Annotated in this window: 13 protein-coding genes; 6 read left to right on the top strand and 7 right to left on the bottom strand. The window is 74.6% G+C overall.

Features of this window, described 5'->3' with window-relative positions; genetic code table 11:
- Positions 1–14 precede the first annotated feature (14 nt).
- On the top strand, positions 15–2,522 hold the full coding sequence (locus tag D7318_RS07000) for a glycoside hydrolase family 65 protein (protein ID WP_120696103.1): 2,508 nt from the start codon (positions 15–17) through the stop codon (positions 2,520–2,522).
- Positions 2,523–2,549: 27 nt separating this feature from the next.
- Here D7318_RS07000 and D7318_RS06995 read toward each other — a convergent pair whose 3' ends face one another.
- Positions 2,550–3,455, bottom strand: coding sequence for a universal stress protein (locus D7318_RS06995; protein ID WP_120695979.1), 906 nt, complete (start codon positions 3,453–3,455; stop codon positions 2,550–2,552).
- A gap of 82 nt (positions 3,456–3,537) precedes the next feature.
- Here D7318_RS06995 and D7318_RS06990 point away from each other — a divergent pair, with 82 nt between their 5' ends.
- Positions 3,538–4,524 carry an NAD-dependent epimerase/dehydratase family protein gene (locus tag D7318_RS06990; protein WP_120695978.1) on the top strand — a complete coding sequence of 329 codons (987 nt, stop codon included), beginning with the start codon at positions 3,538–3,540 and terminating at the stop codon, positions 4,522–4,524.
- 159 nt (positions 4,525–4,683) lie between these two features.
- Positions 4,684–4,896, top strand: a complete 213-nt coding sequence (locus tag D7318_RS06985) for a hypothetical protein (RefSeq protein WP_120695977.1) — start codon at positions 4,684–4,686, stop codon at positions 4,894–4,896.
- Positions 4,897–5,016: 120 nt separating this feature from the next.
- Here the strand turns inward: D7318_RS06985 and D7318_RS06980 are convergent, their stop codons facing one another.
- The 3 genes from D7318_RS06980 to D7318_RS06970 are packed head-to-tail and all read right to left on the bottom strand — an operon-like array spanning position 5,017 to position 9,371.
- Positions 5,017–5,463 (bottom strand): nitrite reductase (NAD(P)H) small subunit, encoded by a 447-nt coding sequence (locus D7318_RS06980; RefSeq protein WP_120695976.1) that lies wholly within the window; start codon positions 5,461–5,463, stop codon positions 5,017–5,019.
- Positions 5,460–8,075: a nitrite reductase large subunit NirB gene (gene nirB / locus D7318_RS06975; RefSeq protein WP_120695975.1), complete on the bottom strand. Its 2,616-nt coding sequence runs from the start codon at positions 8,073–8,075 to the stop codon at positions 5,460–5,462. Before nirB ends, D7318_RS06980 begins: the two co-directional genes overlap by 4 nt.
- Before the next feature lie 3 nt (positions 8,076–8,078).
- The gene (locus D7318_RS06970; RefSeq protein WP_120695974.1) at positions 8,079–9,371 is read right to left on the bottom strand and encodes an NAD(P)/FAD-dependent oxidoreductase; all 1,293 of its coding nucleotides are present in this window, start codon (positions 9,369–9,371) and stop codon (positions 8,079–8,081) included.
- Positions 9,372–9,482: 111 nt separating this feature from the next.
- Between D7318_RS06970 and D7318_RS32700 the strand changes: the two genes are divergently transcribed.
- Together D7318_RS32700 and D7318_RS06955 are read left to right on the top strand one after the other, a co-directional pair.
- Positions 9,483–9,944, top strand: coding sequence for a hypothetical protein (locus D7318_RS32700; protein WP_183091270.1), 462 nt, complete (start codon positions 9,483–9,485; stop codon positions 9,942–9,944).
- Positions 9,941–10,483 carry a GNAT family N-acetyltransferase gene (locus D7318_RS06955; protein WP_408055453.1) on the top strand — a complete coding sequence of 181 codons (543 nt, stop codon included), beginning with the start codon at positions 9,941–9,943 and terminating at the stop codon, positions 10,481–10,483. The genes D7318_RS32700 and D7318_RS06955 overlap by 4 nt, the downstream gene beginning before the upstream one ends.
- 18 nt (positions 10,484–10,501) lie before the next feature.
- Here D7318_RS06955 and D7318_RS06950 read toward each other — a convergent pair whose 3' ends face one another.
- Positions 10,502–11,575, bottom strand: coding sequence for a Rossmann-fold NAD(P)-binding domain-containing protein (locus D7318_RS06950; protein ID WP_230423455.1), 1,074 nt, complete (start codon positions 11,573–11,575; stop codon positions 10,502–10,504).
- A gap of 152 nt (positions 11,576–11,727) precedes the next feature.
- Between D7318_RS06950 and D7318_RS06945 the strand changes: the two genes are divergently transcribed.
- Positions 11,728–12,726 (top strand): AraC family transcriptional regulator, encoded by a 999-nt coding sequence (locus D7318_RS06945; protein WP_120695970.1) that lies wholly within the window; start codon positions 11,728–11,730, stop codon positions 12,724–12,726.
- Here the strand turns inward: D7318_RS06945 and D7318_RS06940 are convergent.
- Together D7318_RS06940 and D7318_RS06935 are read right to left on the bottom strand one after the other, a co-directional pair.
- Positions 12,666–14,204 (bottom strand): bifunctional phosphatase PAP2/diacylglycerol kinase family protein, encoded by a 1,539-nt coding sequence (locus D7318_RS06940; protein ID WP_120695969.1) that lies wholly within the window; start codon positions 14,202–14,204, stop codon positions 12,666–12,668. The two genes, D7318_RS06945 and D7318_RS06940, sit on opposite strands and share 61 nt — an antisense overlap.
- Before the next feature lie 271 nt (positions 14,205–14,475).
- Entirely contained in the window at positions 14,476–14,883 is a 408-nt protein-coding gene (locus D7318_RS06935; RefSeq protein WP_230423453.1) for a cupin domain-containing protein, read from the bottom strand.
- Between the last annotated feature and the right edge of the window lie 39 nt (positions 14,884–14,922).

The raw sequence follows: 14,922 nt of genomic DNA, 5'->3' as shown, positions 1-14,922 counted from the left end.
TGGGCGAGGGACACATGGCGGACGGCGTCTGGGAGTACGAGGGCTACGACCCGCACACGGAACGACTGCGCGAGGCGCTGTGCACCCTCGGCAACGGCTACCTCGCCACGCGCGGCGCCGCCCCCGAGACCACCGCGGGACCCTCGCACTACCCGGGCACCTATGTGGCGGGCCTGTTCAACCGCCTCACCACCACCGTGTCGGGCCGCGACCTCGACCACGAGGACCTGGTCAACCTCCCCAACTGGCTTCCGCTCCGCTTCCGCATCCACCCCGAACAGGGCCCGCCCGGCGACTGGTTCAGCCCCGACACCGACCCCGAGGAGCTGATGGGTTACCGCCAGGCGATCGATCTGGGGCGCGGCGTGCTCATCCGCGAGATCAGGTTCCGCGACGCCCACGGGCGCCATCTCCGCATCGAGCAGGCCCGCCTCGTCCACATGCAGGACCCCCATCTCGCCGCGCTGCGCACGACGTTCACCGCCGAGGACTGGACCGGCACCCTCGAGGTCGAGTCGGCGCTCGACGGCGAGATCACCAACGAGGGCGTCGCGCGTTACCGAGACCTCGCGAGCGACCACCTCACCGATCTGGACACCGGGAGCGACGAGCCGGACGTCGTGTGGCTGCGCTGCCGCACCCGCGTCTCCGACGTGCGGGTCGTGATGGCCGCCCGCACCCGCTACCGGTACGAGACGGAGGCCGAGACCGGCGCGATCCGGGGCGCGCAGGGCGCCGAGGGAACGGTCCTCACCCGCCTGGTCGAGTGCCGCGCCGCCCACCTGCTGACCCTGCCGCTGGCCCCCGACCGCGCCGTCACGGTGGAGAAGGTGGTCGCGGTGCACACCTCACGCGACCCCGCGATCAGCGGCCCGCTGGAGGCGGCGGTGCAACGGGCCCACCGCGCACCGGACTTCACCGGGCTGCTCGACGCGCACACCGCCGCGTGGGAAGTGTTGTGGGGTCAGGCGCAGTTGGAGGTGCCGGGGGAGACGGGGCGGATCCTGCGGCTGCACCTCTTCCATGTGCTCCAGACGCTCTCGCCGCGCCACACACCGGAGTTGGACGTGGGCGTCCCGGCGCGCGGGCTGCACGGGGAGGCGTACCGAGGGCATGTGTTCTGGGACGAGCTGTTCGTGCTGCCCTATCTCAACCTGCACTTCCCCGAGTTGTCCAAGGCGCTGATGGCCTACCGCTACCGGCGGCTGCCCGAGGCGTGCCGCGCGGCGACCGCCGCGGGGTACCCGGGGGCGATGTACCCGTGGCAGAGCGGCAGCGACGGCCGCGAGGAGACCCCCGAGGTCCACCTCAACCCCCGCTCGGGGCGTTGGCTCCCCGACAACTCCCGCCTCCAGCACCATGTCGGCTCGGCCGTCGCCTACAACGTGTGGCGCTACGGCGAGGCCACGGACGACGCGGAGTTCGTCCACACCAAGGGCGCCGAGATGCTCCTCCAAGTGGCGAGGTTCTGGGCGGCGTTCGCCCAGTGGGACGGTGACCTGGAGCGTTACCGCATCCGGGGCGTCGTCGGCCCCGACGAGTACCACGAGGGCTACCCGGGCGCCGCGAAGCCGGGCCTCGACGACAACGCCTACACCAACGCGACCGCCGCGTGGGTGCTGGCCCGCGCGATCGACCTCACGCGGACGCTGCCCATCTCGCGCCGCCGCGAACTCCTGGAGCGGCTCGCCCTGTTCCCCGAGGAGCTCGACCGCTGGGAGGACGTCTCACGGCGGCTGCGCATCCCGTTCCACCAGGGCGTGATCAGCCAGTTCGACGGCTATGGCGACCTGGCGGAGCTGGACTGGGAAGGCTACCGCGACCGTTACGGCAACATCAGGCGCCTCGACCGGATCCTGGAGTCCGAGGGCGACACCGTCAACCGCTACCAGGCGTCCAAGCAGGCCGACGTCCTCATGCTGGGCTATCTGTTCTCGCCGGACGAACTGACGCAGCTGTTCCGCCAGTTGGGCTACGAACTGGACGAGGCGAGCTGGCGCAGGACCGTCCGGTACTACCTCGCGAGGACCAGCCACGGCTCCACGCTCAGCGGCGTCGTGCACGCGTCCGTCCTGGCCCGCGTCCGGCACGAGGAGGCGTGGACGTTCCTCAAGGAGGCGCTGGCGAGCGACGTCGCCGACCTCCAGGGCGGCACCACGGAGGAGGGCATCCACCTGGGCGCCATGGCGGGCACGCTCGACCTCGTGCAGCGCGGGCTCGCCGGGATCCAGACGCGGCAGGGCGCGCTGTGGCTCGATCCGGCGCCGGTGCCCGAGCTGTCGGAGTTCGGCTTCTCGGTGCGGCACCGGGGGACCGCCGTCCATATCCGCATGAAGCCAGGGCAGTTGTGGATCGGCGTCCCCGCCTGGGAGCAGTCGCCCGCCCGGGTCGTCCTCGCGGGCGGCACCGTGGACATCGCCCCGGGCGACGACCGGCTGCTGCCGCTCCCCGCGGAGAGCGCCGAGGACGGCTCCGCGGAGAACCCCGAGGAGAGCCCCGAGGAGACCCGCGAAGCCAGCTGACCCCCGCCGTCACCGCCGGGTCACCGCTCAGCCGTCATCGTCGTTCTCGCCGTGGTACGGAACGACCGCCACCGGGGAACGCGCGTGGTGCAGCGCCGCATGGGTGACAGGACCGATGCGCATCCCGAGCGTGCGCCGGTGCACGCGCCGGCCCACCACGACCAGCGCGCCCCGGGGCGCGGCGGCCGACAGCAGCGTCTCGGCCGCGTTGCCATAGCCGGGGTGCTCGATCACCCGCGCCCCGGGAAAGCGCTCTCTCCAGGGCGCGAGCACCTCCGTCAGCACCCGGCCCTCCACCGTCTCCAGATCCCGGGCCGCGCCCGCGTTCTCCTCAAGGCTGCCGGGCACCTCCGCGCTGAACAGCGACGGCGTGCCCCACGCCCGCACGGCGCGTACGGTCGCGCCGCGCGCCATCGCCGCCGTGAAGGCGAAGTCGAGGAGCGCCTGCGCCGCCGGGCCCGCGTCCTTGACGCCCACCACGATCTCGTCGGGCTCCTCGCTCTCCTCCCCGGGGGCGCGTTCGGTGGCGCTCGCGCGGACCAGCACCACAGGGCGCCGGGCGTGCGCGATCACCGGCAGCCCGACCGAGCCGAGCAGGAACCCCACCAACGCCCCGTGCCCCCGCGTGCCCAGCACCAGCATCTCGGCCCCCGCGGCGGCGTGGATCAGGCCGTTGGTCGCCACGTCGGTGATCACCTCGGTGGCGATGTCGGGCGGGGCGGGGTGCCGCTCGACCAGGTCACGCGCCACCCGGTCGAGCAGCGCCCTGGCCGCCGTCTCGTCCGGCGTGGGCGGCACATACAGGGGCTCGGTGATCCACGCGTGGACCAGGCGCAGCGGCAGCCCGCGGCGCGTGGCCTCGACGGCGGCCCAGTCCGCGGCGGCCAGGCTCCCGGGCGAGCCGTCGACGCCGACGGTGATGGGGCGTTCCATGCGTTCTCCTCTCCCGTCCACTGTGGCCCCTTTCGCGGGATCGGGCACGGCGTGGGCCGGCCCCGGGTGCTTGGGTGGGGGGATGGAGATTCTGATACTCGGCGGAACGGCGTGGCTGGGCCGCGAGGTGACGCGGCAGGCGCTGGCGCGGGGCCACGGGGTGACGTGTCTGGCCAGGGGCGAGAGCGGCCCGGTCGCGCCCGGCGCGCGCCTGGTGACCGCGGACCGGCGCGAGCGCTCGGCGTACGCGCCGGTGCTCACGCGGGAGTGGGACGCCGTGGTGGAGGTGTCGTGGCAGCCGGGCTTCGTCACCGACGCCCTCGCCGCCCTGGCCGAACGGGCCGGGCACTGGGCGTATGTGTCCTCCGTGAGCGCGTACGCGTCACACGGCCTGCTCGACGTGGACGAGTCGACGCCGCTGCTGGCGCCCACGGGGGAGCGCGAGGCGGGGCGCGAGGAGTACGGGGTCGCGAAGGTCGCCTGCGAACGCGCCTGCGAGGCGGTCGCCGCCGACCGGCTGCTCATCGCACGCGCGGGCCTGATCGGCGGCCCTGGCGACGCGAGCGGCAGGTCGGGGTACTGGGTCGCGCGCGCCGCCCGTGACCCGCGCGCGCCGATGCTGGTGCCCGACACCCCACGCCTGCCCACGCAGGTCGTGGACGTGCGCGACCTGGCCGCGTGGCTGCTCGACGCGGCCGAGGCCGGGACCACAGGGACGTTCGACGCGGTCGGCCCGATGCTGCCGTTCGGGGATTGGATAGCGCTCTCCCGGGCCGTCGGCGGGCACACGGGCCCGGTGGTGACGGCCGACGCGGCCTGGCTGGCGGAGCGGGGCGTGGCCGCCTACATGGGCCCTGAGTCGCTGCCGATGTGGCTGGTCGAACCCGGCTGGGAGGGCTGGTCGGCCCGCACGGGCGCGGCGGCCAGGGCGGCGGGCCTGTCGCACAGGCCGCGCGCCGAGCTGCTGGCCGACACGCTGGAGTGGGCGCGCACCCAGGGTCTGCACCACCCGCGCAGGGCGGGTCTGAGCGCCGCGAAGGAACGCGAACTCCTCGCCGCGCTGGGCTGAGCCGAAGCCACACCTGTGGGCGACAGCGCATGTCCGCTGTTCGACGTCGTTCCCGGCGCGCTGCCGGGGGAACGCCGCCCGTCCATGCACACGATGGCGCACGGGCCAGCGCATCCACGTCGGCTCGTGGACCCACGTCACCCCCCAAGAGGAGCAGACATGCGTATCCGTTCCGTGCTCACGGCCAGCGCCATGGCCGCCGCGATCATCGTCGGCGGCGCCGGTGGCGCCCTGGCCTACAAGGGCGACGACACCGCCGACCCGAGCGCGGGCGCGGCCGAGTTCGGCACCTGCGGCATCTACGCCGGAGTCATCGAGGACAACCCCGTCTTCGGCTCGGGCTGCGCGGGCGGCCGCCTCGCCTGGAAGTAATCGACCCACGTAATCCCCATCGAGGGCCGGGACCGCGAACGCGGTCCCGGCCCTCTCGCATGCGCGGGGTCGGTATCGGGATTCGGTATCGGTGGGCGGTATCGGGTCGGTGACGTGGGCTCAGCGGCGCCGGGTCGGGTAGACCGGGACCGCGCGGGCCGGGTCCGGGTCGTCGAGGCAGGCGCCGGTGGTCAGGTCGAAGCGCTGCTTGAGCAGCGGGGAGGCGACGAACGGCGGGCCCCCGTTGCCCGCCCCGCCCATCAGGCCACGGGAGAGGACCTGGGCGCCGGTGAACGGATCGCGGTTACCGATCGCGTGCACGCGCCCTCGGCGATCCCGGAAGACCGCCGCCTGGCTGCCGTCGGGCAGCAGCGCGGCCACGCCCCGTCCCGGCGTCAGCTCCGCCAGCCCGCACACCGTCAGCCACTCACCCGCGGCCACCTCGATCTGCACGGTCGCCCCGGCCCCCACGCCCGCCACGGACTCGGTGTCCGGCGCGGTGTCCGCGTTCGCCGGGGTGTCCGCGTTCGTCTCGATCTCCGCGTTCGTCTCGATCTCCGTGGTCATCGGGCCGCGCTCCGCTTCGGGGGGTCGAGGGTGAGGAGCGTCAAGTCGGGCTTGAGCTGGTCGCGTTCGGGCACGAACCGCACGGTCGGGTCGGGCACGTCAGGGGCGTTGACGAACGACACGAAACGCCGCAGCTTCTCCGGATCGCCCAGCGCCTCGGCCCACTCGTCGCGGTAGCCGGCGACATGCGCCGCCATCAGCGCCTCCAACTCCTCGCAGATGCCGAGGGAGTCGTGCACCACCACGTCCCGCACATGCTCCAGGCCGCCCTCGATCCGCTCGAGCCACACCGAGGTGCGCTCCAGGCGGTCGGCGGTGCGGATGTAGAACATCAGGAACCGGTCGATCAGCCGCACCAGTTCGGCGTCCGAGAGGTCCTGGGCCAGCAGGTCGGCGTGCCGCGGGGTGGCGCCGCCGTTGCCGCCGACGTAGAGGTTCCAGCCGTTGGCCGTGGCGATCACCCCGAAGTCCTTGCCCATCGCCTCGGCGCACTCGCGGGCGCAACCGGAGACCGCCGACTTGAGCTTGTGCGGCGAGCGCAGACCCCGGTAGCGCAGCTCAAGGTCGATCGCCATCCGCACGCTGTCCTGCACCCCGTAGCGGCACCAGGTCGAGCCCACACAGGACTTCACCGTGCGCAACGCCTTGCCGTAGGCGTGCCCGGACTCAAAACCCGCATCGACCAACCGGGCCCAGATCCGCGGCAGTTGATCCACCCGGGCACCGAACATGTCGATCCGCTGGCCACCCGTGATCTTGGTGTAGAGGCCGAAGTCCCTTGCCACCTCGCCGATCACGATCAGCTTCTCCGGGGTGATCTCGCCGCCCGGCACGCGGGGGACCACCGAATAGGAGCCGTTCCGCTGGAGGTTGGCGAGGAAGTGGTCGTTGGTGTCCTGGAGCGCGGCCTGTTCGCCGTCGAGCACATGCCCTTCGGCGCCGATGGACGGGGCAAGCGAGGCGATGACGGAGGCCACCGCGGGCTTGCACACCTCGCAGCCGTCGCCGCCGCGCGCCCCCTCGCGGCCGTGCTCGTCCAACAGCGTCCGATAGGAGGTGATCCGGCGGACGCGCACGATCTCGTACAACTCCTGCCGGGTGTGCGCGAAGCAGCCGCACAGACCCGTGTCCACCGCGACCCCGCTCGCCGCCAGCTCGTCGTTCACCAGCTGGCCCAGCACCTTGAGACAACTGCCGCAGCCCGTACCGGCCTTGGTGCAGCGCTTCACCTCGGGAACGGTGGCGAGGCCCTCGTCGGCGACCGCCGCGCGGATGGTGCCCTTGGTGACGCTGTGGCAGTTGCACACCACCGCCTCGTCGGGCAACGCCGAGGGGCCGAGCGCGGTGGGCGGGCCGAGACCGGCGGGCAGCACCAGGCGCTCGGGCGCGGCGGGCGGAACGCTCCCGGTCAGCGGCCGCAGCAGCCCGTACGACTCCGCGTCGCCGACCAGCACCCCGCCGAGCAGCGTGCCGTCGCGGCCGATCACCAGCTTCTTGTAGACCCCCGAGCGCGAGTCGGCGTAGACGACGTCGAGGCAGCCGTCGGCGGTGCCGTGCGCGTCGCCGAACGAGGCCACGTCCACGCCGAGCAGCTTGAGCTTGGTCGAGGTGTCGGCGCCCGTGAACGCCGTTGCGCCGTCCGCCTGTTGGAGCCGCTCGGGGGACAGGTCGCGGGCGATCGCGTCGGCGGCGGTCGCGGCCATCTCGTAGCCAGGGGCGACCAGGCCGTAGACCATGCCGTCCGCCGCGCGGGCGCACTCGCCGATCGCGTAGACCGCGGGGTCGGCGGTGCGGCACCGCTCGTCCACGACCACGCCGCCGCGCTCGCCGACCGCGAGGCCCGCCTCCCTGGCGAGCTGGTCGCGGGGCCGCACCCCGGCGGAGAAGACCACCAGGTCGGCGGCCACCGTCGAGCCATTGGAGAGCGCTATCCCGGTGACCTCGCCCGCCGCGCCCCGGGTGATCTCCTGGCCGCCGACGCCCGTGTGCACGACCAGACCGAGGTTCTCGACGGTCCGCCGCAGCGCCGCGCCGCCGCCCTCGTCCACCTGGATCGCCATCAACCGCTCGTTGAACTCCACCACATGCGTCTCGAGCCCCAGCCCGGAGAGCGCTCCCGCGGCCTCGAGGCCGAGCAGCCCGCCGCCCACCACCACGCCCGCGCGGCGGCCCGCCGCATAGGACTCGATGGCGCACACGTCCTCGATCGTGCGGTAGACGAAGCAGCCCTCGGCGTCCCGGCCCGGCACGGGCGGCACGAACGGCACGCTGCCCGTCGCCAGCACGAGCGTGTCGTAGGCGAACGACGCCCCCGAGCGCGCCGTCACCACCCGCGCCGCCCGGTCCACGGCGACGGCCGGGTCGCCCACCCGCAGCTCGATGCCGTGCTTCTCCGCGAACCCCTCGGGCAACAGGGACAGTTCGTCCGGCGACGTGCCGGAGAAGTACGAGGTGAGGTGCACCCGGTCGTAGGCGGGCCTCGGCTCCTCGCACAGCACGACCACGCGCGCCCGCCCGCTCACCCCCCGCTCGGCCAGCTCCTCGAGGAACCGCTGGCCGACCATCCCATGGCCGATCAGCACGATCGTGGGAGTGCGTGTGGTGGGGTCCATGGCTCAGTACCCTCCGTCGTGGGTCAGCAGATGGAGCAACGGGCTTGCGGGGAGGGCCTCGTCGCTCTCCCACGCGCCGGCGAGCGCGGCGACCCCGCCCAGGTCGCCGAGCAGCACACCGCCGCGCAGCCGGTCGCCGCGGACGACGATCCTGCGGTAGGCGCCGCGCGTGGCGTCCGCGAGGCGCACCACGTCGTCGCCCGGGGCGGGCGAGGTCTCCCCGAACGCCGCCAAGTCCAGGGGGCCGAAGCCGAGTTCGTCCCGCCCGGCCCGTTCCTCGCGTTCGGGGAGCGTGAGGCGCACCAGCGCGCGCGTTCCCCCGTAGCGGGCGTCCGGGTCGCCGCCGAGCCCTCTGGCCAGCACATCGGCCTGGTCCTGCGCCGCCCCCGCCAGGCCGTGCAACACCCCGCGGTGCTCGGCGCAGTCGCCCACGGCGTACACGCGCGGGTCGTCCGGGCAGCGCAGCCGGTCGTCGACGACGATCCCGCCCCGAGCCCCGAGGGCAAGCCCGGCCGCGCGCGCCAGGCCGACGCGGGGCCGCACCCCGCAGGCGAGCACGACGAGTTCGGCGTCGAGCGCATAGCCGTCGGCCAGCCGCACACCCGTCACCCGGTGCGTTCCCCGCGCCGTCACCACGCCCCGCGCCCGGCACTCCGTGTGCACCTCGACGCCCCTGGCGGCCAGGTGGTCGCGCAGCAACGCGCCCGCGTCCGGGTCGACATGGCGCTCGAGCAGGTGCTCCCCCTGGTGGGCGAGCACGACATGGGCGCCGAGCTCGGCCAGCGCGCGGGCGGCCGAGACGCCGAGCAGCCCGCCGCCGATCACCACCGCCCGGGGCGCGGGGCCCGCGGCCGACACCGCGCTGCGCAGCGCCAGGCAGTCGTCCAGCGTGCGGAACGGGTGTACGCCGTCCGGGAGTTCGCCGCCGCCCGGCGGCAACAGCCCCCGCAACGGCGGCAGTACGGGGTGCGACCCCGTGGCAAGCACCAGGGCGTCATAGTCGAGCCGCGTCCCGTCGGCACACTCAACTGCCCGCGCGGCGCGGTCGATTCGCGCCACCCGCGTTCCGGCCCGCCATACGACGTGCGCGCCGGGCCGGGGGAGGGCGATGACCTCGGCCGGGTAGCGCCCGGCCAGCACCTCGGCGAGCAGCACCCGGTTGTACGCGGGGTGCGGCTCCTCGGCGAGCACCGTCACCGCGGTGCCCGGCGCGGCGCCGAGCTGCCGCGCGAGCCGCGCACCGGCCATTCCGCCGCCCACGACCACCACGCGCGTGTCCACCGACCCACCAGCCATGCCCCGAGCGTGCGGCGGCGCTGTTACCCGTCGGCATCACTGCCGTTTCTCCTGGGCAACGCTGCGCTCAGCACCGCCTCTCTCGGGCTGTGAGCCGGATACGCTGCGCCCGTGCGGACTTCCTCGGGCTCCACACCCCTCACCTTCATCGTCGGCACCGCCCGGCCGCGGGCCGCGCCGTTCGAGCTGCCTCCGATCAACTTCGGCCGGATAGGGTCGGAGTCGATCGTCGAGGGGTTCACGGACGCCAAGGGGATCCCCGCCGATCGCGCCACGCCCCTCTCCCGCGAAGCCCTCATCGCCCACCCCGACGCCCCCCACACCCCCGACGCCCACGCCGACCCCGACGCCTCACCCACCCGCCTCGCCGCGTTCGCCGGGAGCACCGCCCCTGGCACATGGCTCGTCGAAGTCCGTGCCCTCCACGCCCCGTCCCACTCCGGCGCCTCCGAGCACCTGCCCCCCGAGCACCTGCCCCCCGAGGAGCTGGCACCGCTCGAAGCCGCCCGCGCTCCCGGCCGTCCCGCGTCGGCAGCCGTCGGCCGACCCACCCCGCTCCGCCGCAAGGAATGATCCCCATGACCGAGGTGCGCACCGCCCACACCGCCGATCTCGCCCCCACCACCCTCGCCGCGGTACGCGCTCTCCTGCATCGGGCGTTCGACGGCGACCTGGGCGACCTCGACTGGGAGCACGCCCTGGGCGGGATGCACGCCCTGGCCTATGTGGACGGGGAGTTGGTCGGCCATGCGTCGGTCGTCCAGCGCCGGGTCCTGCACGGGGGCCGCTCGCTGCGCACGGGCTATGTCGAGGGCGTCGGGGTGCGCCACGATCAGCGGGGCCGGGGCCATGGCGCGGCGTTGATGGCGGCGTTGGAGCGGGTTATCCGTGGCGCATACGACCTGGGAGCGCTCTCCGCGACCGAGTCGGCCCGCCCCCTGTACGCGTCGCGCGGCTGGCTCTCGTGGCAGGGGCCGACGTTCGCGCTGACCCCGCTGGGCATAGTGCGCACCGAGGAGGAGGACGACGGGGTGTACGTCCTGCCGGTGACGGCGCGCCTGGACATCGCGGGGGAGCTGGTGTGCGACTGGCGCGACGGTGACGTCTGGTGAACGGCCGCGATCGCCGTCTCAACGCCCGTCCATGGGCGACCCGTTGAGCGCCGAAGGGCGGGGAGAGCGCTCTCCACGCGGCCCGTTGAGCGTCGGCGGGATGGGAGAGCGCTCTCCGCGTGGCGCTCTGGGTGCCGACGGGGTGGGAGAGCGCTCTCCCCAGGCGCCGGTGGCCGCGGCCTCGGCCACATAGGCGGAGAAGTCGCGCGGCGCCCGGCCCAGGATCGCGGCCACGTCGCCGGTGAGGTGGGCGTTGCGCCCGTCGAGCACCGCGCCGAACACCTCGGTCAGCAGCGCCACCACCTCGGGCGGCATCCCGGCCCCGGCCAGGATCTCGGCGTAACGCCCCCGCGGCACCGCCCGGAACCGCACGTCGCGCCCGATCGCCGCGCCGATCTCGCCCACCGCCTCGTCGAACGTCAGCAGCCGGGGCCCGGTCAGCTCGTACACCCGCCCCGCGTGCCCGGGGCCGGTGAGCGCCGCGACCGCGCAGTCCGCGATGTCCTCCGCGTCGAGGAACGCCTCCGCCACCCCCGGCGCGGCGGGCAGCACCACCTCGCCGCCGAGGACCGCGTCCAGGAGGAAGTCCTCGCTGAAGTTCTGGGCGAACCAACTGCCGCGCAGCACCGTCCACTCCGCGCCCGCCCGCCGCATCGCCCGCTCCGACTCGACCGTGCGCTCCTCGCCCCGGCCCGAGAGCAGCACCAGTCGGCGCACGCCCCTGGCCACGGCCAGCTCGGAGAACGCGCCGATCGTCTCGGGCGCCCCAGGGGCCGCGGCGTCGGGCACGTAGCACAGGAACACGGCCTCCATCCCCTCGAGCACCGGCCCCCAGGTGGTGGGGTCCTCCCACCGGAACGGCGGGGTTCCGGCGCGCGAGCCGATCCGCGCGCCGGGCAGCCGCCGCGCGACGCGCCTGCCGCTCTTGCCGGTGCCGCCCAGGACCAGGACCCGCTCGGCCGCGATGGCGCGGTTGCCGTTGGCGCTGTCGTTGCCGCTGGCGTTGGGGCTGCCGTCGCCGTCGCCGTTGCCGCTGGCGTTGGGGCTGCCGTCGGCGCTGGTGTCGTTCGTCGTGTCAGGCGTCTCATGCATCGTGGAAGCCGCTCTCCCGCTGATTCCGTCGAGGGTGCGCGGCGGGTGCCGCGTTCATGCCCCGCGTCCGTGCCCCCGAGTCCACCGGAGCGGCGCCCGCCCGGCCATCGCCGTCAGGCTCACGCGCATGCGCGTGCGTCTACGCTCGTGGCATGGACGCGCTGACCAGCCTCCTCGACGGCCCCCGCGCGCGGGGCGCCTTCCTGTTGCGCGCCGTGCTCAGCGCGCCCTGGGGGATCCGGGTGTGCGACGAGGCGCCGTTGACCGTGGCGTGCGTGACGCGCGGCCATGCGTGGATCGTTCCGGAGAGCGGTTGCCCGGTGCGCCTCGCCGCCGGGGACATCGCGGTGGTGCGCGGCCCCGAGCCCTACACCGTCGCCGACGACCCCGACACCCCGCCGTCGGCGCGGGTGCTGCCCGGCGGGTGCAGCGTCGGCCCCGACGGCACCGACCTGTGTGAGGCGCTCGACCTGGGCGTGCGCACCTGGGGCACGGACCCGGAGGGCGGGACCGAGCTGCTGATCGGCACGTACCAGCTCCATCTCGAGGTCGGCGCACGGCTGTTGCGCGCCCTGCCCCGGGTGCTCGTGCCGCGCCGCGGCGCCTGGGACGGGCCGCTGCTCGGGCTGCTGTCCAGCGAGATCGTCAAGGACGAGCCCGGGCAGGAGGTGCTCCTCGACCGGCTGCTCGACCTGCTGCTGATCTCGGCGCTGCGCGCGTGGTTCGCGCAGCCGGAGGCGGAGGCGCCCGCGTGGTACCGCGCGCACGGCGACCCCGTGGTCGGCCACGCGCTGCGGCAGATCCACGACCACCCCGCGCACCCGTGGACCGTCGGGGGCCTCGCCGCGGGGGCCGGGGTCTCGCGCGCGGCGCTGGCCCGCCGTTTCACCGAGCTGGTCGGCGAGCCGCCGATGGCGTATCTCACCGGCTGGCGGCTCCGGATGGCCGCCGAGCTGCTGCGCGACCCGGACATGACACTCGAGGCCGTCGCCCGCCGCGTGGGGTACGGCAGCGCGTTCGCGTTGAGCACGGCGTTCAAGCGGGAGCGCGGCATCAGCCCGAGCGAGCACCGCGCGCGGGGCGGCGCCGCTCAGGTCAACGGCGCGGGCAGCGGGCGCAGCTCCTCGTCGCCCGAGCGCACCGGGCGGTAGACCGTCAGGCGGCCCTGCACCTTCTCGAGCAGCAACGACGCCGGGGCCGGGCCCGTCTCGCCGTCGAACGCCAGGGAGCCGCCCTCGCCCAGGCCCCCCAGGTGCAGATGCGGCACCCGGGTCGCCGCGTACACGCGCGAGCGGGCCAGCGTCCCGGTCAGCGCCGAGCACACCACGCGCGTCCTGGCCAGCGGCCGGTCCGCGGACACCAGGCGGACGTCGAGCAGCCCGTCGTCCAGGTGGGTGCGGTGCGAGGGGGCGAAGCCCTCGGGGGAGTAGAGGCCGTTCCCCGCGAACAGCAGCCACAGCCGGTGGGGGTACCCGTTCAATTCAACGTCCACGGGGCGCCCGTTGCGCAGCACCCGGGCCAACGAGACCGCTGCCGAAGGCCACTTGCCGATGCGCCGCTCCAACGACGCGCGGGCGCGGACGACTTCGGGGTAGAGGCCAAGGCTGAACGTGTTGAGGAAGTGCCGCGTCGGACCCTCCGCGCCGCCGACCGGGCGCACCCGGCTCAGGTCGACGGAGATCGCGTCGCCCTTGCGGAGCGCGGCGGCCGTGTCCTCGAAGGTCTGTATGCCGGTGTCGAGCGCGAAGTGGTTGAGCGTGCCGCCGGGGAAGACCGCGAGCGGCACCCGGTGTTCCACCGCGCTCGCCGCCGCCGCGTTCACGCTGCCGTCGCCCCCGCAGACGCCCAACGCGCCCCCGGCGCGCGCCGCCCGCCGCGCCGCGTCGTCCAGCAGAGCCACCAGATCCTCATCGTTGGATCGTTGAACAATCTCCGCGCGTGGCAGCACCATCCGCAGCCGGTCCTCGTCCGCGGCCGCAGCGCCGGGCCCCGCACCGTCGTTGACCACCACGACCAGGCCCGCCCCGTCCTGGAGCGCGGGCGCCTCGGCGCGGTGGTGCACCCGCTGCGCGGGCGCCGGGCGGCGCGGCCACCAGTGCCCGGTCGCCATCGCCGCGCCCACGCCGAGCACCGCGCCCGCCATCACGTCCGACGGGTAGTGCACGCCGACATACACCCGCGAGGCCGCGACCGCCGCGGCCACCGGCGCCACAGCGGCCCCGTACCGCTGCGACTCCAGGGCGACCCCCGTGGCGAACGCGGCGGCCGAGGCCGCGTGGCCCGAGGGGAACGAGCTGGTCAACGGCTGCCGCGCCAGCCTGCGCGCGAGCGGCACCGCGTCGATCAACGGGCGCTGCCTGCGCAGCGCGTACTTCATGATCGTGTTGGTCGCGAACGACGCCAGCGTCAACGCCGCCACCCCGCGCAACGCCGCCCGCCGCCCGGCCCGCCCGCCGAACACGGCCATGGCCGAGCCCGTCGCGAACCACAGCCGCCCGTGGTCCGCCGCGTGGCTCAGCGCGGGCAGCACCGTCTGCACACCCGGTGGGTGGGCGGAGGCGACCCGGTCGAAGACCCGCCGGTCGAGGCGGCTCAACAGCCCCAGCTCGTCGTCCCCTCGCCAACCCATGGCCCTCGCCCCTTTTCGCGCCGCGCGGGTGTCGCGCGCCCGCCACTCGTGCGTCCTCCTGCCCTGGCGCGCCTACCCCGGGCCATCGGCGGCACTCCTGAGGCCGAGTGCTCCTCGGCCCGGGGACCCGGCGCTGGGTGCTGGGTGCTGGGTGCCGGGTGCCCGGTGTTCGGTGCTCGGCGCTGGGTGTTCGGTGCTCGGCGGTCCCGGGCGGGGCGGTTCCGGGCGGGCGGGGCGTTGGGAGAGCGCTTCCCGAGAGGGGGCGTCGCCGTCAGAGGGGGGTGTCGTCGTTCCCCTTGCCCGGGCCGCGCCGCGTGTCGTTCACGACGACCGGCTCGGGCGTCGCCGTCACCGAGGTCAGCACGATCACCGAGTCGTCGAGCGCCATCAGCCCGTGGCGCAGCTGTGGGATCCGCATCACCTGGCCGCTCACCAGCTCCGCGTCGCCCGGCTCGGAGAGCAGCCGCACCCGCCCGCTCAACACGTGGAGGCTGGCCGCCGGAGGCGCGTTGTGCTCCTCGAGCTCGGCGCCGCCGACGAGCGCGATCACGCTCTGCCGCAACGGGCCGTCGTGCAGGAACAGATGGGCGCTACGGCCGTGCTCGTTGTCCCGCGCGAGCGCGAGATGCGCGTCGGCCAGCTCGGGCAGCCCGATCACGCCCTGGTTCAGATCAGTCATGTCCCCATGCTGCCGGGTGGCGGGCGCCCCGCAACTCGG

This window comes from Streptomyces radicis, assembly GCF_003626575.1.
In the GTDB taxonomy this organism is placed as follows: domain Bacteria; phylum Actinomycetota; class Actinomycetes; order Streptomycetales; family Streptomycetaceae; genus Streptomyces; species Streptomyces radicis.
This window is presented reverse-complemented; position numbering and strand designations above follow the sequence as displayed.